The organism is Dorea sp. AF36-15AT (assembly GCF_003477705.1).
Taxonomy (GTDB): Bacteria; Bacillota; Clostridia; order Lachnospirales; family Lachnospiraceae; genus Claveliimonas; species Claveliimonas ammoniilytica.
Map to the genome: position 1 here is coordinate 107138 of NZ_QUDV01000007.1, position 23775 is coordinate 130912.

Here is a 23775-nt window from a genome sequence, read left to right on the forward strand (position 1 = left end):
TTATCTTCGCTAACTGCCAGGCTGTAATATTTCCCTCTTAATCATTCCCGCCAGATACAATGATCCCAGACAGTACATCTTTCCTTGTTCTGTTTTACTTTTGACTGCCCTTGTCCATGCGTCTGCGATCTGCTGCTTTGCAAGCACAGGACGGTCTGTGTATTTCTCAAATATATGTTTCAGCACCTCTGCCGGCACCCGTCGTCCATCCTCGATCTCGGTAACCACATAGGTCTCTGCCGGTACCCGCTCACACAGCTCCCGGATCATGGATTCATATTCTTTATCTTCCACTGCTGAAAATAAGATCACCGATGGTGTCTCTTCTCCCAGTGCCTGTATACTGTCGCAGAATGCCGTAATGGCACCTGGATTATGTGCTCCGTCCAGATAAATGCCGGGACAGATCTCTTCCATACGGCCATCCCAGTGCACTTCTGCGAGTGCTCTCTGCCATCGCCCGTACTTCTCCTTCGTTACCGGTTCCCTGCTGATTCCTTCCATCGCTGCAATCGCAACAGAAGCATTCATTGCCTGATAGATCCCAGAATTAGAAAGCCTCCAGACGATATTATCATCATAAGCATTTACCCTTGAAAAAGCAATACGTTTGTCTGTGATTTCCTGGATTTTGAACGCATGTTTCGTGATTTCTCTACATTCTGCGCCTTTTGTCTCCGCCTGTCTGCGAATCACTTCTGATGCTTCCGGACTGCTTCCGTCAAACACTAACGGCACATTCTGTTTGATGATCCCTGCTTTTTCTGCCGCAATCTCCGATATGGTATTGCCAAGATATTTTGTATGGTCGAGACTGATCGATGTAATGACCGTCATCAGTGGCTTCCCCACCGCATTGGTCGCATCCAGTCTTCCTCCCAGTCCTGTCTCAAGGATTGTATAATCCGGATGTTTTTCAGCAAATACCACCATTCCCATTCCAAACAGGAATTCAAAATAGGACGGATGAGCGAAGCCAGCTCCGCTCATCTCGTCTACTGTTGTCTTAACTTTTTCAAATGCTCTCAGGAATTCTTCGTCACTGACCGGCTGTCCGTTCAGACAGATCCGCTCATTGATCTTCACCAAATGAGGAGAAGTAAAAAATCCTGTCGTCTTCCCATCTGCTTCCAGCATGGCACGCAGATAGGCACATACAGATCCTTTGCCATTGGTTCCCGCCACATGGATAATCTTCTGATCCTTTTCCGGATTACCAAGTCCTCGTAAAAACTCACGCGTATGTTCCAGTGTATGTTTTTTTGTAAATTTCGGAATCTCCTCTATATAATCGACTGCTTCCTGATACGTCATGTTAATCCCCTTGTTCTTTCGTTGTCTCAAGCCATGATTTGCCTTCGATGCCGCTTCCGGTATCCGGCTTTTCAATCAACTGTCCATTCTGATATACATACTCATTGGATGTACGGAATACCGTATTGCTTGATCCCACCTGACTGACCGTGATAATGTCGCCATACTGCAGATCAGAAGTATCCGGCAGTTCAATTCGTGTATTGTTCAGGAATGTACTCTTCTGCTTCTCACCATTGACATAGACCTTACTGCTCTTGGTAAAGTTCTCACCATACAAACTGTATCCGGTCTCCAGATGCGGTACGATCTCAGACAATGTTACATCCTTCACGCCCATCTGCATATGTCCTTCCGTGATTGGCGGATTACCATTATAGACATACTGCTTGCCGTACAGAATATCGTACTGCAGGAGTTCCAGGTCGGACAGATAATTCTTTGTACCTTTCCGTTCCTGATGGTAGTTAAAGATCGTTCCGGAATGGATACCCAGACGTTCAAATACCTCTGACATGATCTGATATGCAGGAATGTTCTTATCCTGCTGCTCCAGACCAATGTTATCCCAGATTACGTAATTGGTGTTGTACAGGTAACGGCTCTTTAAGTCTTCTGCCTGCAGTCCCATGGTCGGCAGATGGTCTCCATAGAATACGATTACTGTCGGTTCGCCACGGTCTTCCACTGCTTTTACCAGATCCCCTGCAAACTTATCCATCTCATAGACCTGATTCACATAGTATTCCCATTTATTCTTCAGTGCCTCGTTCTCGATTCCCTCAACCTTAATCTTCGGGTCTTCGATGACCTGCTCTTCCGGATAATCACCATGTCCCTGTACGCTGATGGTCATCAGGAAATCCTGCTGCTCGGTAGTGTCCATTGCTTCCATCATGTGCTGAATCAGCACTTCATCTTTCGACCATCCATTTGGTGTGGTCTGCAGGATATTCATAAATTCCTTACTGGTAAATGTATCATATCCGGCATTGTTGTATACACGGGCACGGCTATAGAAGTTACCACCGTTATTATGCAATCCATGAGTTCCATATCCCAATGCGCCCAGTGCTGTTGCCGCACTTTCCGCAGTCTTTTCTTTCAGATAAGTCTTAAATGGATATTCTCCCGGTCCGAAGAAACGCATATTCATACCGGTCATAACCTCAAACTCGGTATTCGCGGTTCCGGCACCTACGGATGGCACCTTGAAATATCCGGACGAATAATTCTTATACATCTCATGCAGATTCGGGCATGCATCCTCAGATGTTGTAAAAAATTCTGCCTCATCTACATCAAAATAAGACTCTAACTGCACGAAGATGATATTCGGCAGATCATCTGATGCACGGGAGGTCTCATTGACTGTAATCTCACCGTTATTGCTGATCCTCTCCATTTCCTCTTTACTGTAGCCTGTCGGCTCATCAATGCCTGTGTTAAACACACTGGCCATAAAACAATATGGAAGACCATAATCCTGATAAGCAAATGCAATATTTCCGAAATAGTTAGATACTACACGCTGATCCAGTGCAATCTGGCTGACGATCAGATATGCTCCAAAGCTGACTCCGATACCGATCACTGCCAGCCATCTGCGAAGCTTACCTGTGTACTGTCCGCCGCGGCGCCACATGGATATGATCCATACCACAACCGCCACGATACCAACCACGATCATGATCAGCTCAAATGGATCAAAGTAGTTATTGATCAACTGAACTGCGTCCATCGCTACCTTTAAGTCCTGCGCATTAAACGGTGTTACACGCTTGATCAGCATATAGCCGTTGCAGACACCGAGGATCAGCCACAATACACTTACAATAATTCTGGCAAATACCCGTCGTCGGAACAGATAGACGATTGAAAATGTCGCAAATATCATGAATGCATTATACAGGAACACCAGTGGTGAATTTACCATATAATCCCATGCCTGAAACAGAGAATGTCTGGATATGGCTTCGATAACCAGATTGATCACACATGCAAGCAGTGCATGGCACAGGAGTGACAGCCGGTTCATCCACATATAAACCGGCTTCATCTTTTTCGCAAATGCGCTGTTCCTGCGCTCTTCCAAGATCCGCTCCCTGCGCTCTTTCTTCGCCTTTCTCCAGGCAATAATGTCTTCTTTTTTTAGGTGCCGGATCTTATAGATTGTCCCCTTAATATCCGGCTTTTTTGGTTTTTTCAGATGTAGCTTAAAATGAAGCTTTTTCAATTCAATCACCTTATTTACATTTTTCTTTCAGTCCGGCAAGACGCTCCTGTACCTGAGCAAGCATCTGCTGATATTTTTCCAGTTTCTCACGCTCTTCCTGTACCTTTGCTTCCGGTGCCTTGCTGACAAACTTCTCATTGTTCAGCATGCCATTTGCACGTGCGATCTCTTTCTGAAGTCTTGTCTCTTCTTTAGCAAGACGTTCGATCTCCTGTGCAAAGTCAATCAGTTCTTCCATCGGAAGATATACGGTTGCATCCGGAACTACGATAGATACGGCATCATCTGCAATGCCGGTCTTGTCTGTCTGGATCACAAAGTCATTGGCTGCTGCCATCAGTTTCACTGAATCTTTCAGACTCATAAGTCCCTGGCTCAGCTTTGCATTTTCGCATACTACATAAATCGTAGCCTTGCGTGAATTCGGTACATTCATTTCTGCACGTACATTACGTACGCCTCTTACAATCTCTTTGTAATGGTTCAGTACGTCTTCAGCCTCCGGGAAGCTTGCTGCTTCATCGTATACCGGCCATGCAGACATCATCAGTGATTCCTCTTCCGGAACCAGCTTGCTGTAAATCTCTTCTGTTACAAATGGAATGTATGGATGCAACAGCTTCAGGGAGGTCTTCAGTACTTCACGCAATGTCCACAGCGCAGCATTTGCTCCCTTTGGATCTTCCTCTGCATGATACATACGATACTTGGCGATCTCAATGTACCAGTCACAGAACTCATCCCATACGAAATCGTATACCTTAGAAAGGGCAATACCCAGTTCGAATTTATCCAGGTTCTCTGTAACATCCTTCACCAGTGTATTGCATGCAGACAGAATCCACTGATCTGCCGGCATCAGTTCAGAGGCTTCCGGCTTCGTTACATTCTTTCCATCCATATTCATAAGGATGAAACGAGACGCATTCCATACCTTATTGGCAAAATTACGGCTTGCCTCTACTCTTTCATTATAGAAACGCATGTCATTACCAGGCGCATTACCTGTGATCAATGTCATACGAAGTGCATCTGTACCATACTGATCGATAATATCCAGCGGATCGATACCATTGCCCAGAGATTTACTCATCTTACGTCCCTGTGAATCACGTACCAGTCCATGGATCAGTACCGTGTGGAATGGTGACTTGCCAGTGTGTGCATATCCGGAGAATACCATACGGATTACCCAGAAGAAGATGATGTCATATCCGGTTACCAGTACATCCGTCGGATAGAAATAATCCAGATCTTCTGTCTGTTCCGGCCATCCCAGCGTAGAGAACGGCCACAGTGCTGATGAGAACCAGGTATCCAGTGTATCCTCATCCTGTGTCATGTGTGTACATCCGCATTTCGGGCATACAGATGGTTTCTCTTTAGCAACTACCATCTCGCCACATTCGTCACAGTAATATGCCGGAATACGGTGTCCCCACCAGATCTGTCTTGAAATACACCAGTCACGGATGTTCTCCAGCCAATGCAGATAAATCTTGTCAAAACGCTCTGGTACGAACTTCAGGTCGCCGTTCTTGATCGCTTCGATCGCCGGCTTGGCAAGCTCATCCATCTTAACGAACCACTGCTGTTTGATCAGTGGCTCAACAGTTGTATGGCAGCGGTCATGTGTACCTACATTATGAGAATGTGGAACCACTTTAACCAGAAGTCCCTGCTCCTCCAGTTCTTTTACCATAACCTTACGCGCTTCGTAACGGTCCATACCTGCGTATTTACCGCCGTTTTCATTGATCGTACCATCATCATTCATGATGTTGATCTCTGGCAGATTGTGACGCTTACCAACCTCAAAATCGTTAGGGTCGTGTGCCGGTGTAATCTTAACCGCACCTGTTCCAAATTCTTTATCTACATAGTAATCTGCTACAATCGGAATCTCTTTGTTAACCAGCGGCAGAATTACATTCTTTCCTACCAGCTCTTTATAGCGCTCATCATCCGGATGTACTGCGATCGCAGTATCACCAAGCATAGTCTCCGGACGGGTAGTAGCGATCTCAAGGTAATCATCACTTCCTACGATCGGATACTTGATATGCCAGAAATGTCCATCCTGCTCCTCATGCTCAACCTCTGCGTCTGACAGAGAAGTCTTACATACCGGACACCAGTTGATGATTCTGGATCCCTTATAAATGTATCCCTTCTTATAAAGATTGATAAATACTTCTTCAACAGCCTTAGAGCATCCTTCGTCCATGGTAAAACGCTCGCGGTCCCAGTCACAGGATACGCCAAGTTTCTTAAGCTGCTCCTTGATCGTTCCGCCGTACTCTTCTTTCCACTGCCAGGTTCTCTCCAGGAACTTCTCACGTCCCATTTCCTTCTTATCGATACCTTCTTCTTTCAGCTGATTGGTAACCTTAACCTCAGTTGAGATTGCAGCGTGGTCTGTACCCGGTACCCACAAAGCATTATATCCCTGCATTCTCTTATAACGGATCAGGATATCCTGCATCGTGTTATCCAGCGCATGTCCCATATGCAGCTTACCTGTGATATTCGGCGGCGGCATAACAATGGTAAATGGCTTCTTGCTTCTGTCTACTTCTGCGTGAAAATACTTCTTTTCACACCACTTGCTGTACAGCTTGTCTTCAATCGCTTTCGGATTGTAAGTTGTTTCAAGATTCTGACTCATGTTCTTTCTCCCTTTTCTCTTTCAATAGATCATTATACTGTTTCACATGTAAGGGTATTTTAAAATACAAAAATCACCCTTTATGTATTAAATAAAGGGTGACTTAATCATCACGGTACCACCTTTATGACGCAGAAAACCTTCTGCACGCTCATCTTATTCTTTAACGGGAACGACTCCGGGACAGCCTACTGATACTGTTCAGCCATCCAGCTCCGAAGCTACCTTCTGTATCTCGCTTCCCGGACGGTCTCACAGCCAACGAACCATCCTCTCTGTCGGTGCATCCGATACATACTCCTCTTCATCCTGGCCTTTCAACTGCCCGCACATGAAAATAAATCAAAGTCGAGCCTAAACTATTGAATATGATAGCCATTGGATGTCGATTTGTCAAGGAGTTTAAAAAATCTTCATAAACTCTTAATATAGGAAATCAGATCAGTCCCATACTTCTCAAAATATACAGCCATCCCGTCAGAGTAAATGCACTGCACAGTGTCGTCAGCATGATAACACCGGACGACAACACTCCTTCATGTCCCATATTTTTCGCCATGACAAAGCTTGATACGGTCGTTGCAGATCCAAGCATAACCAGAATCGCCACCAGCTTCTCCTCACGGAATCCCATCTGTACTGCAACCGGCAGGAATATTGCACAGAATCCCACCAGTTTGATAAATGCCGCTACGACAGTCGGCTTCACTTTGCTGAGTGCCTTACCAAAATCGAATGTTGCTCCCATCGCCATCAGTCCCATCGGTGTAGCCATACCGCCCACGCTGGATACTGCTTTATTCAGAATCGCCGGCATCGGCAGATGCAGTGCTGACCACGCAAGACCTGTCACAATGCCAAGTATGATCGGATTCGTTACAACACCTTTCAATGTCCGTTTCCACATTGCACGGTCTAATCCCTGCTGTCCCGGTTTAAAAAGTGACAGCACCAGAACTGCCATTACATTATACAATGGCACACTGCCGATGATCATCAGCGGTGCCATACCAGCTGTGCCATAGATATTCTGGATAAATGCGATTCCAAGAAGTGCCGCACTGCTTCGGTAAGATACCTGAATAAATTCTCCTTTGATCGAGCGATCTGACCATAAGCAAGATACTGCCGCTGCAATCGTAATACTGCATACTGTTACTACAAAGCAAAATAACACAAACCGCATATCCCATACTTCAGAGAAATCCACCGTCGCCAGGTCACCAAACAACAATACCGGAAGCGGTACACGGAAGACGAATTTATTCATCTTAGATGCAAATCCGTCATCAATCCATCCAATTTTATTAAAAAAGTATCCCAGTACCATCATCAGAAATACCGGGATTGTTGCGTTCAAACTAAATATTAAATTATCCATAATTTCCTCATTCCATTATAAAGATTCTACTGTACTTGCTTCTGCTATAGAAACCATGCGTAAAAGCCGCGCTGACATCACATAAAATCAAACAGTGACATCTGATTATCCCTCTGCAGATGCATCTTCCGGTCTACGATCGTCTCATCCCCATGAAGATGTCCGATCATGATCGGTGACTGCGGATCATGCATACTGTGCTTCTTAACTGCGCTATCAAGACTTCCCGTGGCATAGCAATAGCCACACCCATGAATGCAGGTGTCATACATGCCAATATCTATGCTCTCTACGCACTTGCACACTTTCCGCTGTCCCTTATCCTTTTTCACATCCAGAGAATATCCGGCGATCCTCTCGACCTTCTCTCTGTCAATACATGCACCCGGATAAATGCCATACGGGATCAGATCTACTGCTTCCGCACAGGTATAAATAGGAAGATTATATGTTTTCGCAATAGCACCCAGTTTCTCTGCCAACCGAACGATTTCTTCCTGTTCCGGTTCCACAAATGGACAGCCTCTGTATTGATCCACAAAGCTGATAATACACCTTTCTGTATATTTATGCAACCACTCACACATCATCTCAAACTTCTCTGTATGATACTGCAGCGTATAAACATCATTTAAAATAATCGGGTCAAACCTCCAGTCTACCCGATCTCTTCCTATTCTTTCACTCAGCAAAAGAAACGTAGCCATACTCTCTTCCATAGTCGGAAGATTCGGCTCCAGATCTTTGCCATAATCTGTAATTGTCATTTCAAAATAATAAGGGAAGCCAAGCAGATCGATCATCTTGAGATAAGGCAGCATCGGCTCAGGGTTCTTCGTCCAGAACACAAAACAGTCCACCGTCTCCGGGGACAGTTCAATCCTGCTGACCTTTTTTCTGTTGTACGGATTCGGAACAAGTACTTCTCCTCCCACCAGTCGGTTCATAAACCACTCCGGATACAGGGCAGGAATATCTGTCCGTCTGCTAGCACTTATAATCATCTCTGGCTCTCCCTATTTACCAAAATTCGCTTCTACCAACCTGCAATATTCTTCATAAGCAGGCTCTCCGGCAAATACATCGCGAAGCGCATCCCGCACTCCTTTATAATACCAGCCAATCATACTCTTATCCTTCATTCGGAATCGATTCCAAAGTTCTTCCCCATATACCGGATAATCACGGTTAATGTCTCTCATATTAGACAACTTATCTGCCAGCGCAATCTTCTGTACATCCGGATCAGCTTCCTTAATGTGACATACTGTTCGGTTCTTACGCTCGATCCAGGTCTTGGACTTGTCCTCGCTCTCCTGCGCTACCAGCTTAGCCACCCGTTCTGAAAACTCTCTGGAAATGACCTCTTCCGTCACACCTTCGCAGTCTTCTATGGTATCGTGAAGATAAGCTGCACTGATGACTTCTTCATCTGTCGTCATAGAGCAGACGATATCTCCCACTTCAATCGGATGTACGATGTAAGGTCGTCTGGTTCCCTTTCGAAATTGTCCTCTGTGTGCCCTGGTTGCAAATTCGATTGCCTTATCGATCATGCTTTTGTACCTTCTCCTTGTATTCGCTTCTGATAGTTTCTGATAATTTCTGTTTTTATTATCCGGCAATTTTCTACTGTCGTCAACCCCCTCATTCCGTATGTTCACTATTCATTGCTTTTATTTTCATTCTGGATACGGTATACTATACTTACATCATTGTGATTGGAGCGCAATAATTCTATGAATCAGAAATATATACTAGTAACAGGTGCTTCCCGCGGAATCGGGCGGAGCATCGCCTTAAAATTCGCCAGAGAAGGATATCATGTTTTCTTAAACTGCCGAACTTCTCTGAATGAACTTGAAGAAGTACAAAATAAAATCCTGAGTATGCCCGGCGGAAGCTGTACTATAACTACCGGTGATGTAGGTGATCCGGATCAGGTGCGCCGGATGTTTCAGGAAATTCATAAAATATGTCCCGGCTTAGATGTACTGGTCAACAATGCCGGTATCAGCCATATCGGACTTCTGATCGACATGACTGATAACGAATGGGATCGTCTGCTGGCTTCCAATCTGTCGTCTGCATTCTACTGCTCCCGCGAAGCACTGAGAGATATGGTCTCTGCCAAATCCGGACGGATCCTGAATATCTCTTCCATGTGGGGAACTGTCGGTGCTTCCTGTGAAGCTGCTTACTCTGCTGTCAAATCCGGCATGAACGGACTGACCAAAGCACTTGCAAAAGAGTATGCTCCCAGCCATATTGCGGTAAATGCACTTGCATGCGGTGTTATTGATACAGAGATGAATCATCAGTTATCCGCCGAAGAACGCGCTGCACTTGCTGAAGACATTCCGGCAGGACGATTTGCTGACCCAGATGAAGTTGCAGATCTTGCATGGCAGATTATTAACAGTCCGGAATACATGACCGGACAAGTCATAGGAATAGACGGAGGGTATATCTGACAAACGTTAGATATACCCTCTTACTTTTCTTTTATGCTTCTTCTCTACTACTTTACAATCTTTAATATCTCTTTGCTGAGCGGCGTTCCCGCTTCTTTTAATAACTCAAATAATATCGCTTCACTGCTCGTAAGAACAGCACCTTCCTGTTCTGCTCTGCGGATCGCCATCTCGCGGTCACTCTCTCTTCTGCTTCCAATGCAGTCTGTCACAAGTACAGGCACATACCCTGCCCCCGCCAAATCGATCACCGTCTGCAATACACAACAATGTGCTTCCATTCCGCACACCAGAATATACTTCTTATCATGAATCTTCGGCTCTGCCACTTCCAGTGCACTGAAAGAAATCTTATCCAGATATTCTGTCTCTCCGGATGCTTCCCAGACCTCCGGCACAGACATCCCCAGTCCCTTTGTATACTGCTGTGTTACAGTCATCGGAATCTCTAATGCTTTTAAGCCCTGAAGCAGAATCCGCACGCGCTCCATCAATGCCTCATGGTCTGCAATCGCAGGAACCAGTCTCTCCTGAAAATCTACGATCAATGCTGCCGTATGTTCTCGTTCTATTCTCATATCACTTCATCTCCAGCACGACAGGACAATGATCCGAACCCATCACATCTGTCAGGATCTTCGCATCTACCAGTCTGTCTTTTAATGCCTCGGATACACAAAAATAGTCAATTCTCCATCCGGCATTCTTTGCTCTGGCACTGAACCGATATGACCACCAGGAATAGATGCCCTCTGCATCCGGATAGAAATAACGAAATGTATCGATAAATCCCGCATCCAACAGTTCGCCAAACTTGCCACGTTCTTCATCGGTAAAGCCTGCATTCTTACGGTTGGTCTTCGGATTCTTGAGGTCGATCTCTCTGTGAGCGACATTAAGATCTCCACAGAACACCACTGGCTTCGTCTCTTCCAGTTTCTTCAGATACGCCAGAAAATCCTCTTCCCATCTCATACGGTAATCCAGTCTCGCCAGCTCACTCTGTGAATTTGGCGTATACACAGTGATAAAATAATAATCTTCAAATTCCAGTGTGATCACTCGGCCTTCCTGGTCATGCTCCTCAATCCCAATGCCATAAGATACACTAAGCGGTTCTTTTTTTGTAAATATTGCTGTTCCTGAATACCCTTTCTTTACAGCGTAATTCCAGTACTGATGGTACCCCGGCATATCCAGCTCCAGCTGCCCCGCCTGCAGCTTGCTTTCCTGAATACAGAATACATCCGCATCCAGTTCCTGAAATACATCCACAAATCCCTTTTTCACGCAGGCACGGATTCCATTTACATTCCATGAAACAAACTTCATGTCTCATCCTCCATCTGTCTTTAGTAATATACTTTTCTGAGGAAAAGTCCTCTGGCCGGTGCAAGAAATCCCGCCATGCTTCTGTCTTTTGCTTCCAGCACAAGCGGAAGATTCGACGCTTCTCTCTTACCTGCCCCCACTTCGATCAGTGTACCGGTAAGAATTCTTGCCATATGATACATGAATCCCGATCCATAATAAGTTATGCGCACTTTATCTCCTGCCCGCACTACCTTGATACTGTAAATCCGTCTTATTGTATCTCTCGTCTCACGGTTATCTGTAAAGCTTGTAAAATCCTTCGTTCCGATCAGATAATCCGCCGCATCACGCATTGCCTCAATATCCAGCTTGACCGGATAATGGTAACAATACTTCCGGGAAAATACATCAGGTTTTTCCCGGCAGTCTATATAATATTCATACTTCTTTCCCTTGGCACTCTTTCTGGCGTGGAATCCATTGCGCACCAGTTCCACCCGGATGATACGTATATCTTCCGGCAGCGAACGGTTCAATGCATCCTTCAGGTCTTCCACATCGTACAGCTTCGACAGCTTCACGCTGGCCACCTGACCACGTGCATGCACGCCACTGTCCGTACGTCCGGAACCGTCTACCTGTACACGGTATCCTACCATACGTCCGATGGTCCATTCCAGGATATGCTGGATCGTATTGTCCGTCATAGCCTGGCGCTGCCATCCCTGATAACGTGTGCCGTCATAGGAAATGGTCATCTTATATGTTCTCATACATTACTCCGTCTATTTATCCCCCTTTGAACGATCCAACATCATCTTCTTAATCTCGTCCATAAAGGTGTTCACATCCTTAAACTCTCTGTATACAGAAGCGAAACGTACATATGCCACTTCGTCCAGTTCTTTCAGCTCATCCATAACGATCTCACCGACATCTGTACTGGAGACCTCTTTTGCTTCCAGATTAAAGATCTTAATCTCAATCCGCTCTACTGCCTTCTGGATCGCCTCAGCAGATACCGGACGTTTATAGCACGCACGGATAATGCCTCGTTCAATCTTGCTTCTGTTATACTGTTCTCGATTGTTATCTTTCTTAATAATGATAAGCGGAATCGTCTCTACCTTTTCATAAGTTGTGAAACGTTTTCCACATTCATCGCAGGATCTTCTTCTGCGAATCGCACTGCCATCCTCCGCTGGTCTGGAGTCAATCACTCTGGTGTCAGGGTGGTTACAATATGGGCACTTCATTATAAGTCTCTCCTCTTCTCAGTCTGCTGTACCTCAACACGGTTTCTTCTCATGCATTTCTACCAATATAATATCCGGGCCGATCCTTTTGATACACTGAAATGGTATCACAAGCTCTGTATCTTCTCCAAACAGGAAACAGAACCTGCCGCCCTTAGGCACTATGATTGCTTCGATACAGCCACTGCATTCATCAAATATCAAATCAGTCACATATCCGATCTTACTGCAATCACAGGAATTGATGACTTCCTTTTTCTGAAATTCACATAGTCGCATACGATCACCTCTCTACAGTATATGCAGTAAAAAGGTGATCGGCGCATCAGCTTCTTTAATTATCGGATAATAGTTCCTGTCTTTCCTTTCAACCCTTCCATCAATTTATCGTAAGATGTAATGATGGCTTCTCTTCCTTCCCGCTGCTCGATAAATTCTACCGATGCACGGAACTTCGGAAGCATGTTGTAGACACCAAAATGTCCCTCTTCCATGTACTGCTTTGCTTCCTCTACGGTAATCTCTCCGAGTTCTTCTTCATTCTCTTTACCCAGATTGATACATACCTTTTCAACGCTGGTCAGAATGATCAGTTCATCTGCGTCCAGTTCTTCTGCAAGCTTACCCGCTGCCAGGTCTTTTTCAATTACAGCACTGGCGCCTTTCAGACGGTGATCCTGTTCCAGTACCGGAATACCACCGCCTCCGCATGCGATAACTACCTGATCTGCATTGACCAGGGCCTTAATTGCCTCAATCTCAACAATACTGACCGGATTCGGTGCAGATACAACTCTTCGGAATCCCTTACCCGGTTCTTCTACTACATAATTACCTTTCTTACGTTCTGCTGCGGCATCCTCCGCCGACATATATCTTCCAAGCACCTTAGTCGGTGTATAAAATGCTTCATCATAAGGATCTACCGTTACCTGTGTCAGGATCGTACTGACAGTACGGAAAATGCCTCTGTCCAAAAGCTCTGTGCGGATTGCATTCTGAAGGTCATATCCGATATATCCCTGGCTCATAGCCGAACATACGGACATTGGGGCCTGTGTGTAATCGGTATGGCTTTTGCCAAACTCATTCAATGCTGTATGGATCATGCCCAGCTGCGGTGCATTACTATGTGTGATCGCTACCTGATATCCTTCTTCGATCAGATCTGCGATCATGCCTGCTGAGCGCTTAACTGCTTCCTTCTGCTCTGGAAGTGTTGTTCCCAGTGCTCTGTGTCCTAATGCTACAACCACTTTCTTCTTCATCTATCTGTCTCCTTTATCTTCATTAAAATCTATGCATTATGTATGTAGTAATAATAATATCTGCGATTATGAAATGCAAGCCTAAAGATTCAGCACATCCTGTACGCTATAGAGTCCAGGACCTTTATCTTCCAGATATGCCGCACAGTCGCAGGCTCCTCTTGCAAAACATTCCCAGTTATAGGTGTGATGTGTGATCTCCAGGCGTTCACCCATGCATCCGAAAAATACGGTATGGCTGCTCGGAATATTACCGGCTCTCAAAGAATGATATCCAATGGTTCCCTTCTCTCTCGGCGACTCACCTTCGCGTCCGTATACTGCGATATCAGAAAGCTCTTTGCCCATAGCATGTGCCATAATCTCTCCCATCTCTTTGGAAGTTCCGCTCGGAGCATCCTTCTTCCACTGATCATGCATTTCCAGAATCTCAATATCTGCATCTTCACCCAGTGTCTTAGTTACCATCTCCAGCAGCTTATTCATAATATTCACAAGCTTGGAAGTGTTCGCTGCATAAAGCATCGGGATTGTCTTCGCTGCTTCTTTAAATCTTGCAAATTCCTCTTCGCTGAAGCCTGTCGTACCACATACCAATGCCTTGCCATGCTTCACTGCCAGATCCAATACCTTCAGGGCATTCTCCCTGGTAGAAAAATCTATGATCACATCACAATCATCGATTACAGCCGCCAGATCATCTACTACCGGGACGCCGAGATTACGTCCGATCAATGCGACCATCCCCAGATCCTGTCCCACATAATCTCTGCCTGCCGGTGCAACCCCAGCCACCAGCTCCATATCGTCACGTTCAGCTGCCACCTGTGTGATCAGCTTTCCCATCTTACCTCTAGGTCCAATTACTATCACTTTCATAATACAGACTCCTTTCACATTAAATGAAACACCATATCTGGTATCTATCGATTCTCATGCGTTCAGTATAACACAAAAGAGTTGGTTTTGGGCAGTCTGAGACAGACTTTTTATTTAATAACACTTCTTACAAGGTGCTAATCCCTTTGCTTCTGCCTCCGAACGGGACATCTGTGTTGCCGCATCCGGGTTCATGGTGCCACAATTATTCCGGCTGTGGTACTTGCTGCCTGTAGCAGATACCCATACCTGATCTTCAGTACCTACATCCTGCGTATCTGCTGTCTGACTCTGTACTGCCTGACTTTGTGCCGATTCGCTGCTTTCCGCTTTGCTTTCTGATCCCACGGCCTGAGTTCCCTGATCCTCTGCATCTCCCGGCGTGTAATCATTACACGGCTCTGTACTCCATGTCAGATTTGTACCATCACTTGTGACTGTAATAGTTCCCTGTTTGTCTGTACGATACACCTGGATATCCATGCTTTCCAGTTTATCCATAGTATCTTTATCCGGATGCCCATACTGATTATCCTGTCCACAGCTTATGACTGCATATTCCGGAACTGTCTTCTGCAGAAAATTCCAGGACGTTGCTGTCGCTGATCCATGATGTCCCGGGACCAGCACATCACAGTCCAGATCAATCCCAGAATTACACATTGCTGCCTCACTGGATGCTTCCGCATCTCCTGTAAATATAAAGCTGTTGCTTCCATTTGTCAGCTTGATTGCTACCGAATTATTATTACTTCCATTCGGATCGGTTTCTGCCGGTGCCAGTATCTGGAATGAACCACTTCCAAAGGAAAATGTAGTTCCGACTTCCGGATGCTCCATTTCCAGTCCCTTCTCGTCCACCGTATTTACAAAAGAAGTATATAATTTACTGTCATGTACATAATCACTGGATATCACATGATCGACTTCAAATGCATTCAAACAACCAATTAATCCCGCCATGTGATCCGAATCATAATGCGAAGAGATCAGATAATCAATCTTGGATACATTCTGCTCCTTCAGATATGAAACCACAAAGCTTGACGTCGAACGGTCACCGCCATCATAGATCATCGTCTGTCCCTCTGACTGTACCAATATCGACAGACCTTGTCCTACATCCAGAAAATGTACCGTCATATCCCCTGCTTCGCTGTCATCCACAGACTTGTCTTCTGATGTATCATCCTGAGTTGATGAACTATCGGTCTCCTTACTTTCTTTTTGATATAGCTTCGTATCAGCTTTATCTGTGCCGCATGCGCCAAGCAGACACATCATAACCAGTGCCAGAATTGAAGCCATACATCTCTTTTTCATTCTGTTTTTCACATCTATTCCTCCCCAAATGAATATATACTGGTGTTTCAGGGTCTTGCATCCACTTATGCGCAGACTCATGTGGATTCAGGCCTTTTACCCATTACCATATATTATAACACTTTGACCGAATAGCGGAAATATCACAGATTTTTTTGCATATAAAAAAGCAGATAACGGGAGTCGAACCCGCCTCTCCGGCTTGGGAAGCCGGCGTTCTACCGATGAACCATATCTGCATGTGCCGTCTGTGCAGCACTTATATTCTTTATGAATTTGTTTGAAACTTTATGTCTAATCTATAACCGATCCGAATCCAACACAATCGTGAATGGTCCGTCATTGGTCAGGCTGACTTTCATGTCCGCGCCAAAGCTCCCTTTTTCTACTGTCTCTACGGATTCTTTACATTTGGCAATGATGTATTCATACATCTCATTAGCCATATCCGGCTTACCTGCTTCGATGAAGCTTGGACGGTTACCCTTTTTACAGTTAGCATACAATGTAAACTGTGATATCAGAAGCAGGCTTCCGCCTACCGCATCCAGCGACAGGTTGGTCTTGCCCTCCTCATCTTCAAATATACGCAGACCGATCATCTTCTTGATCATCTTATCTGCAATCTCCTTAGTATCGGAGTCAGCCACTCCGATCAATACCATGAACCCTTTCCCGATCTCACCAATCGTCTCTCCGTCTACTTTTACATCTGCATGTGTTACTCTCTGAATTACAAATCTCATTTACTGAACCTCTATCTTATCTATAATGTAGCCTTCCACCGCTTTGCGGTCAATACCGAGAGAGATTGCCAGTTCGCCGTAAAGATTGTCCTCCGCAGTGCGCAGGAAACGCTCATCACTTGCTGTAACCTTCTTTCCCTTCGACAGCCGCAGCTGCTTTCTGGCATACAGAGCCTTGAGTATCTTTACCCATTCTCTGTTGTCACAGGTCTTAAATGCCTGTTTAAATATATCGTCCTTACGCTTTTCATTGTCTATCTGAATCGGATCGATCTCTGTCATATGGGCGATCAGATCTTCTGCTTCCTCTTTCGTAATAACCGGACGCATGATAATCTTATCACTGTCAGCCGGAACATACAATACGCCTCCGCGAGAATACACCTGAGATAACGTATAATAATCCTTATTGCCTGAAGCCTCTGACAATTTTAGTTTCCCAATGTCTTCCACTCTGCACACACCATGCTGACCACATACAATATACGTTCCTATCTCAAACATTCTAATTCTCCTTTCTGCTATGTTTCGACTGATATCCTTTCTATATGTCCATTAGTTTCAGACAGGAAATTCCAGTTCCCGCCTTTATATACTATATTAGCAGATTTTTGTTTGTTTTGTAAGAACTTTTTTTCTTTTTTTATATTTCAACGCAATTGTCTATACATTTTCTTTCTGTATTTTTGGTCGGAATCTGTGCAAGTATGATTGCCACAAACATCAACACACAGCCAATTCCTTCTCTTGCTGTCAGCGTCTGTCCGAGGAGCACCCATCCTGAAAGTACGGAAATGCTGGATTCCAGGCTTAAGATCAATGACGCCACTGCCGGATTCATACCTTTCTGTCCAATGATCTGAACTGTATATGCAACACCACTGGACATAACACCGGCATAAAGGATCGGTCCCGCCGTTTTGATCACTGCATCAAAAGTCACGGTTTCCAGTATCAGCATAAATGGTACCGACAGCACACCTACTACCATAAACTGGATACAGGACATTTTCACATTGTCCGTCTTTGGTGCAAAATGGTCAATAACCAAAATATGCATCGTATATACTACTGCGCACAAAAAGATATAGATATCACCTTTTCCTAATGAGAATCCGTCAGTGATACATAAAAAATACAGTCCCACCACTGCAAGCGCTACTGCCATCCAGACTTTCCATCCAACTTTCTTCTTTAAAAAAATACCAAATACCGGCACAAGTACAATATAAAAAGCGGTAATGAATCCACATTTTCCCACACTGGTATACTGCATACCAATCTGCTGCAGGGTACTTGCCACAAACAGGCACAACCCACAGCAAATCCCTCCGATCCACAATACTTTTCTGTCTCTCTGCTGTTCGTTCTGTTCTACTGCTTCTGATCTGCGATTGATTTTATTTAATAAGAAAATGCACGGAAGCAGTGCCAGACTTCCGACAAAATTACGGATTCCGTTGAAGCCAAACGGTCCGAGATATTCCATGCCTACGCTCTGCGCCACAAACGCAGTTCCCCATATAAATGCTGCTGTGAATAATAATACAGCATTCTTTGTCTTCATATCGTCTCATTCCTCCTGTTATTTCTTTAATCCAATGCCATTCGTTCTATCTTACCATATCTGTATAAAAATACAAAGTATTACATTCTTTTATTTACATATCAAATCAAGTATAATAAACCTACATATGGAGGACATGCTTATGAACATTACATTTCACAAATCAACAGGTATTTTTCACTTATATAACAACGACATCAGTTACCTTATGATGATTCTGCCAAATGGTCAGATAGGGCAGTTATATTTCGGTGCAGCAATCCGAGACCGGGAAGATTTCTCGCATCTCTTAGAGACTTGCTACCGCACCAATTCTGCATACTATTCCGAGGAACTGAACACCATGTGTCTGGAACATCTAAAGCAGGAATATCCGGTATACGGCACTTCTGATTTCCGTGAGCCGGCAGTAGAAGTGATCCAGGAAAATGGCAGTCATCTGTCAGATTTTCAATATAAGGGATACCGCATTGAACACGGCAAACCGCATCTTCCGGGACTTCCTGCCACTTACACCGAAGATGATTCCGAAGCAATGACTTTGTTTTTGGTATTAAAAGATCCGGTGACCGGACTGATGGCAGAACTTCTTTATACCATTTTCAATCAGGGTGGCATTATCGCCCGCAGTGTACATTTTGTCAATCAGGGGACGGAAATTCTGCACCTTGGCCGCGCCATGAGCCTTTCTCTGGATCTTCCTGATTCCAATTATCAGTGGATGCAGTTCTCCGGTGCATGGGGCAGAGAGCGTTATCTTCATACCCGCGAACTGGTTCCGGGCACCACTTCCATTGGCAGCACACGTGGTGCTTCTTCCCATGAGCACAATCCATTTGTGATCTTAAAACGACCGCATACCGATGAACTCCAGGGCGAAGCCATTGGATTCAGCCTGGTATACAGTGGTAATTTTCTTGCACAGGCAGAAGTAGATAACCAGAACATTACACGAATCCTGATGGGTATTCATCCGGATACTTTTGACTGGAAACTTTCCCCTGGTGCTGACTTTCAGACACCGGAAGCTGTCATGGTCTACACCTCCTGCGGATTAAACCACTTAAGCCAGACCTTCCATAAGCTGTATCAGAAACGCCTTGCCAGAGGATACTGGCGCGACAGACCGCGTCCGATCCTGATCAATAACTGGGAAGCCACTTATTTTGACTTTACGGAAGAGAAACTGTTGGATATTGCCAGACGTGCCAAAGACTGTGGTGTAGAACTGTTCGTACTGGATGATGGATGGTTCGGGGCACGGAGAAATTCCTTTGCCGGACTCGGGGACTGGACACCTAACAAAGAGCTGTTACCGGATGGTATCGCAGGATTGTCCGCAAAAGTAGCGGCGCTCGGCATGAAATTTGGTCTCTGGTTTGAGCCGGAAATGGTAAATGCAGACTCTGATCTGTACCGTTCGCACCCGGACTGGCTGCTTAAGACACCGCATCGGCATTCTTCCCTTACCAGACACCAGTATGTATTAGATTTTTCCAGAAATGATGTCGTGGAACATCTCTATCAACAGATGTCAGAACTCCTCCGGAATGCACATATTTCTTATATCAAATGGGATATGAACCGTTACATTACTGAATGCTATTCTGCGCTTCTCCCGGCAGACCGTCAGGGCGAAGTCTTCCATCGGTATATTCTCGGTGTATATGCACTGTATGAGAAGCTAACATTAGAATTCCGGGAAGTACTGTTTGAATCCTGCGCAAGCGGCGGTTCCCGCTTTGACCCGGGTATGCTCTACTATGCGCCACAGGGATGGACCAGCGACAATACCGATGCCGTTGACCGGCTGAAGATCCAATACGGAACTTCCTACTGCTATCCGATCAGTTCCATCGGAAGCCACGTATCAGCCGTTCCTAACCATCAGCTTTTCCGGATCACTCCATTGTCCACCCGTGCAAATGTGGCATATTTTGGAACATTCGGCTATGAACTGGATCTGAACACCCTGACCGATGAAGAACAGGCTGAAGTCCGCAGGCAGACTGCATTTATGAAAAAATGGAGACACTTGTTCCAGTTCGGTACTTTTTACCGGATTGCAAGTCCATTTGACGGTAATATCACAAGCTGGATGGTTGTAAGTGATGATCAGAAAACGGCAATTGTTGGCTGGTATAAGATACTTAATCAGACCAATGCTCCATTCAGCAGGATCCGTCTTTTGGGATTGAATCCCGATCTGTGTTACCATTTGAAAGACAGTACGCAATCATTCTACGGTGACGAGCTGATGCATGCAGGACTTTCAACTTCTGACTCTATGTGTGGTGAACTCATGGGACGGAAACCAAGCTGCGACTTCGACTCCAGACTTTTTATCCTGCAGGCAGAATAACGTTCCGCCTGGCGGCTTATTGCACAAACTGGCAGACAAGTCATCCAGACTTATCTGCCAGTGTTATTTTACATTTTCTTTTTATCTCTTTACAAGCTCATCGTAGCGTCCGACATCTTTGCCGTCTTTCAGGCAGATCAGCCGCTGGTTTCTGCTACCACGGAATAAAAGTGTAATATCCTTTAATTCCTCTACAAACTCTCCGTCAACCAGCACATCAATATACGACAAAATCTCATCCGTCACATCTGTATGGACTTTGCCTCCCGGCTGCATATCCACATCGTACAGATATCCGGAATAACACCAGATATCTTTATTGGGATAAGTCTCTTTTACCCGCTTCATCAATCTCGCCACTTCCGGCTGATTCTCCGGTTCAAAAGGTTCCCCGCCAAGAACACTTAGTCCCTGTATATAATCCGGCGCCAGGCTCTTAATCAGTACATCTTCTGTCTCTTGTATGTATGGCTGTCCGTAATCAAAATTCCACGTCTCCGCATTGAAACACCCCTTGCAATGGTGCCTGCATCCTGATACAAACAGGCTCACCCGAACGCCTGGTCCATCTGCAATATCATATGTTTTAATATTTCCATAGTACATGCCTGTCATCCTCCATCTGCCTCTGTGTCTATTCATTATATCGATGTCGGGAAGATTGTGCAAGGTCTATCCCGTCAGGATATTGACATCCTTTATAATGCCCACGGATTGTTACGTGCTACGCACTGGCATCATACGTTTTTGCAGATTGCCTCCACCGCGATCTGTACATTCTTGAGAGAGGTTGCCAGATTCATACGGATGAATCCCTTGAACTGATCTCCGCCGAACCATTCGCCAAAGTCTACCGCGAGACGGCATCTCTTTTGGATCAGCTCTTTTGTCTTTTCCGGATCAATGCATGCACGCAGGTCGATCCAGCACAAATACGTTCCTTCCAACGGAGATACCACTGCTCCCGGCAGCTTTTCAGCAAATGTATGTTTCAGATATTCGTAATTAGACCATATCTGTTTCTTCACATCCTGGTACCACTCTTCGCCACCTTCATATGCAGCTTCACATGCCACATATCCGAACGCATTGCCGAACAGCACACGGATGCCATTGGTATATATATCCCATTTCTTGCGCAAGCCTTCATCCGGAATTACTACTAATGAGTTCTGTCCGCCTGCCAAATTGAATGTCTTGGATGGTGCTGTTACCATGATGATATTATCCCAGTATTCATTTCTGCCGAGTGTCGGCACATGATGTACACCTTCTGCCAGCAGATCATGGTGGATCTCATCTGCGATAATAAATACATGGTGCTTCTTGCAGATTGCAATGATCTTATCCAATTCTTCTGCTGTCCACACGCGCCCAACCGGATTATGCGGGGAACACATGATAAATAATTTTGCCTGATTCTCCACTATCTTCTGCTCAAAATCCTCAAAATCAATGGTGTATATTCCATGGTCATTGATTAGTTCTGACGTTACCAATGTGCGGTCATTATTTTCAACCGCGCGGAAGAATGGATAATATACCGGAGTCATAACGATCACCGCATCCTTTTTCTCTGTCATAAACTGAATGATCCAGTTAAATGCAGCGATTACGCCAGGCGAAAACCGGATCCAGTCTTTCTTTACTTCCAGACCGTGATGATTCTTTTCCCAGTTGATGAATGCCTGATAATAGTTATCACGAATGCTCATGTAACCAAATGCACCCATATCTACATACTCATGCAATGCCTTCTGTACACATACCGGCACTTTAAAATCCATATCTGCAACCCACATTGCATGCAGGCCTTCCTCACCAAATGATGGTGTCTGCTCATCCCATTTTTCACAGTCGGTTCCCCGTCTGTCAATATATTCTAATGTACTCATTATTTATCAAACCTTTCGTATCTGAATGTTTCGATTGCTTCTGTATCCATATCTCCACAGAGAATCTCTGCCAGTCTCCAGGAAAGCTCCGGTGACGAAGAAAATGCGCTGTGCATCTCATAGATCCACAGGTTCTCGTATCTGCCAGGCTGTCCCACGATCGGCAGACCATCTTCCGGCAATACACGAAGTCCGGAATAGGTGCGGATTACCTTCACACTGCGAAGCTTCGGTGCCAGGAATCCGATATCATCACACACTTCCTGTAACTCATCGTAATACACCCGGTTATCGGATGTTCCACTTTCCACTATTCGGAAATTTGCGCCCATCAGAAGGTTGCCTTCTGCGGACTGCCGCATCTCTGCATAAGTAGAGTGCAGTACCTTTGGCAGTTTTTCCGACACCATGATCAGTCCTCTGGTATTGTGGATATGCGGATCAAAGCCCAGTTCTTTACCAATGCGGAAATTACCATTTCCTGCGGTCGAAATGATCTGTCCGGCTTCGTAGTCACCCTTATTGGTATGAATTGTCGTAATCCGGTGATTCTTAACCTCAAATCCACGTACTTCAGTAAATGTATGCACCTGTGCCCCATTTCTCTTTGCGGCCTGGATATATGCATTCACCAGTAAAAATGGATTCAGGTTGCCGCCTTCTGCACAGTATACGCCACCACAGAATGCCTCCGGATTCAGGATCGGTTCTCGCTCGCAGATTTCTTCCGGTGTCAGCCACTGCAGCGTCTTACCATTTTCCTTATTTACTTCAATCGTTGCTTTCATGCCGTCCATCTTCTCCGGTGCCCGGCACAGCATCGTAGAACCGGTGATCTGCAGTCCGATATCAGCTCCCAGTTCTTCCTCAAGTGCAAGAAAACGTTCATAACCCTTCCACGCTAACTGGTTATATACCGCCGGAGTCTTTGGACTCGGAAGCACCAGTGCAGCTGTCGTAGACGATACGCCGTCACAGATCTCACCTCGTTCCAGTACGATCACATCTCTTCCCTTTTTCGTCAGGTAGTAGGCGAGGCTTGATCCCAGAACCCCCGCTCCTATGATTATATAATCTGCTTTCTTCTGCATA

At 45.2% G+C, this 23775-nt stretch carries 22 protein-coding genes, 1 tRNA gene and 1 other annotated feature; of the genes, 2 read left to right on the plus strand and 21 right to left on the minus strand.

Annotated features, from left to right (window positions below; genetic code table 11):
- Nucleotides 1–9: 9 nt before the first annotated feature.
- The 6 genes from DWZ93_RS10935 to DWZ93_RS10960 form a co-directional block, all read right to left on the minus strand.
- Nucleotides 10–1314: a bifunctional folylpolyglutamate synthase/dihydrofolate synthase gene (locus tag DWZ93_RS10935; RefSeq protein WP_118452958.1), complete on the minus strand. Its 1305-nt coding sequence runs from the start codon at nucleotides 1312–1314 to the stop codon at nucleotides 10–12.
- 1 nt (nucleotide 1315) lies between these two features.
- On the minus strand, nucleotides 1316–3550 hold the full coding sequence (locus DWZ93_RS10940) for an LTA synthase family protein (protein WP_442873181.1): 2235 nt from the start codon (nucleotides 3548–3550) through the stop codon (nucleotides 1316–1318).
- 10 nt (nucleotides 3551–3560) lie between these two features.
- Entirely contained in the window at nucleotides 3561–6218 is a 2658-nt protein-coding gene (locus DWZ93_RS10945; RefSeq protein ID WP_118452959.1) for a valine--tRNA ligase, read from the minus strand.
- 91 nt (nucleotides 6219–6309) lie between these two features.
- Nucleotides 6310–6538, minus strand: a binding site (T-box leader).
- A 116-nt stretch (nucleotides 6539–6654) separates the two neighbouring features.
- The gene (locus DWZ93_RS10950) at nucleotides 6655–7599 is read right to left on the minus strand and encodes an AEC family transporter (RefSeq protein ID WP_118383376.1); all 945 of its coding nucleotides are present in this window, start codon (nucleotides 7597–7599) and stop codon (nucleotides 6655–6657) included.
- A gap of 77 nt (nucleotides 7600–7676) precedes the next feature.
- Complete coding sequence (locus tag DWZ93_RS10955; protein WP_118452960.1) at nucleotides 7677–8603, minus strand: DUF1848 domain-containing protein; 927 nt, start codon at nucleotides 8601–8603, stop codon at nucleotides 7677–7679.
- A 12-nt stretch (nucleotides 8604–8615) separates the two neighbouring features.
- Complete coding sequence (locus tag DWZ93_RS10960; RefSeq protein WP_118383374.1) at nucleotides 8616–9155, minus strand: HD domain-containing protein; 540 nt, start codon at nucleotides 9153–9155, stop codon at nucleotides 8616–8618.
- A gap of 183 nt (nucleotides 9156–9338) precedes the next feature.
- Here DWZ93_RS10960 and ymfI point away from each other — a divergent pair, with 183 nt between their 5' ends.
- A complete protein-coding gene (gene ymfI / locus DWZ93_RS10965; protein ID WP_118452961.1) occupies nucleotides 9339–10073 on the plus strand; it encodes an elongation factor P 5-aminopentanone reductase in 735 nt (244 codons plus the stop codon).
- A 47-nt stretch (nucleotides 10074–10120) separates the two neighbouring features.
- Here ymfI and DWZ93_RS10970 read toward each other — a convergent pair whose 3' ends face one another.
- The 12 genes from DWZ93_RS10970 to DWZ93_RS11025 all read right to left on the minus strand — a co-directional run bounded on the left by DWZ93_RS10970 (nucleotide 10121) and on the right by DWZ93_RS11025 (nucleotide 18426).
- Entirely contained in the window at nucleotides 10121–10651 is a 531-nt protein-coding gene (locus DWZ93_RS10970) for an isochorismatase family protein (RefSeq protein WP_118452962.1), read from the minus strand.
- A 1-nt stretch (nucleotide 10652) separates the two neighbouring features.
- On the minus strand, nucleotides 10653–11405 hold the full coding sequence (locus DWZ93_RS10975; protein WP_118383371.1) for an exodeoxyribonuclease III: 753 nt from the start codon (nucleotides 11403–11405) through the stop codon (nucleotides 10653–10655).
- Between the two features lie 20 nt (nucleotides 11406–11425).
- Nucleotides 11426–12160 (minus strand): tRNA pseudouridine(38-40) synthase TruA, encoded by a 735-nt coding sequence (gene truA, locus DWZ93_RS10980; protein WP_118452963.1) that lies wholly within the window; start codon nucleotides 12158–12160, stop codon nucleotides 11426–11428.
- Nucleotides 12161–12172: 12 nt separating this feature from the next.
- Nucleotides 12173–12643 carry a transcriptional regulator NrdR gene (gene nrdR / locus DWZ93_RS10985; RefSeq protein ID WP_118383369.1) on the minus strand — a complete coding sequence of 157 codons (471 nt, stop codon included), beginning with the start codon at nucleotides 12641–12643 and terminating at the stop codon, nucleotides 12173–12175.
- Nucleotides 12644–12676: 33 nt separating this feature from the next.
- The gene (locus tag DWZ93_RS10990; protein ID WP_118383368.1) at nucleotides 12677–12922 is read right to left on the minus strand and encodes a PRC-barrel domain-containing protein; all 246 of its coding nucleotides are present in this window, start codon (nucleotides 12920–12922) and stop codon (nucleotides 12677–12679) included.
- A 59-nt stretch (nucleotides 12923–12981) separates the two neighbouring features.
- Nucleotides 12982–13911, minus strand: coding sequence for a carbamate kinase (arcC, locus tag DWZ93_RS10995; protein ID WP_118383367.1), 930 nt, complete (start codon nucleotides 13909–13911; stop codon nucleotides 12982–12984).
- An 81-nt stretch (nucleotides 13912–13992) separates the two neighbouring features.
- Nucleotides 13993–14790 (minus strand): 4-hydroxy-tetrahydrodipicolinate reductase, encoded by a 798-nt coding sequence (dapB, locus tag DWZ93_RS11000; protein WP_118452964.1) that lies wholly within the window; start codon nucleotides 14788–14790, stop codon nucleotides 13993–13995.
- Nucleotides 14791–14904: 114 nt separating this feature from the next.
- Entirely contained in the window at nucleotides 14905–16125 is a 1221-nt protein-coding gene (locus DWZ93_RS11005) for a ComEC/Rec2 family competence protein (protein ID WP_243061274.1), read from the minus strand.
- Between the two features lie 156 nt (nucleotides 16126–16281).
- Nucleotides 16282–16352 (minus strand) — tRNA-Gly (locus DWZ93_RS11010).
- A 60-nt stretch (nucleotides 16353–16412) separates the two neighbouring features.
- Nucleotides 16413–16859 carry a D-aminoacyl-tRNA deacylase gene (gene dtd / locus DWZ93_RS11015; protein ID WP_118383365.1) on the minus strand — a complete coding sequence of 149 codons (447 nt, stop codon included), beginning with the start codon at nucleotides 16857–16859 and terminating at the stop codon, nucleotides 16413–16415.
- Nucleotides 16860–17363 (minus strand): CarD family transcriptional regulator, encoded by a 504-nt coding sequence (locus DWZ93_RS11020; protein ID WP_118383364.1) that lies wholly within the window; start codon nucleotides 17361–17363, stop codon nucleotides 16860–16862.
- A 139-nt stretch (nucleotides 17364–17502) separates the two neighbouring features.
- Complete coding sequence (locus DWZ93_RS11025; protein WP_118452965.1) at nucleotides 17503–18426, minus strand: DMT family transporter; 924 nt, start codon at nucleotides 18424–18426, stop codon at nucleotides 17503–17505.
- Between the two features lie 142 nt (nucleotides 18427–18568).
- Here DWZ93_RS11025 and DWZ93_RS11030 point away from each other — a divergent pair, with 142 nt between their 5' ends.
- Nucleotides 18569–20788, plus strand: a complete 2220-nt coding sequence (locus DWZ93_RS11030) for an alpha-galactosidase (protein WP_118452966.1) — start codon at nucleotides 18569–18571, stop codon at nucleotides 20786–20788.
- 81 nt (nucleotides 20789–20869) lie between these two features.
- Here the strand turns inward: DWZ93_RS11030 and nrdG are convergent, their stop codons facing one another.
- From nrdG to DWZ93_RS11045, 3 genes are all read right to left on the minus strand, one after another.
- Nucleotides 20870–21394: an anaerobic ribonucleoside-triphosphate reductase activating protein gene (gene nrdG, locus DWZ93_RS11035; protein WP_118452967.1), complete on the minus strand. Its 525-nt coding sequence runs from the start codon at nucleotides 21392–21394 to the stop codon at nucleotides 20870–20872.
- A 131-nt stretch (nucleotides 21395–21525) separates the two neighbouring features.
- On the minus strand, nucleotides 21526–22683 hold the full coding sequence (locus tag DWZ93_RS11040) for a MalY/PatB family protein (RefSeq protein WP_118452968.1): 1158 nt from the start codon (nucleotides 22681–22683) through the stop codon (nucleotides 21526–21528).
- Nucleotides 22683–23774: an NAD(P)/FAD-dependent oxidoreductase gene (locus tag DWZ93_RS11045; RefSeq protein ID WP_118452969.1), complete on the minus strand. Its 1092-nt coding sequence runs from the start codon at nucleotides 23772–23774 to the stop codon at nucleotides 22683–22685. Before DWZ93_RS11045 ends, DWZ93_RS11040 begins: the two co-directional genes overlap by 1 nt.
- Between the last annotated feature and the right edge of the window lies 1 nt (nucleotide 23775).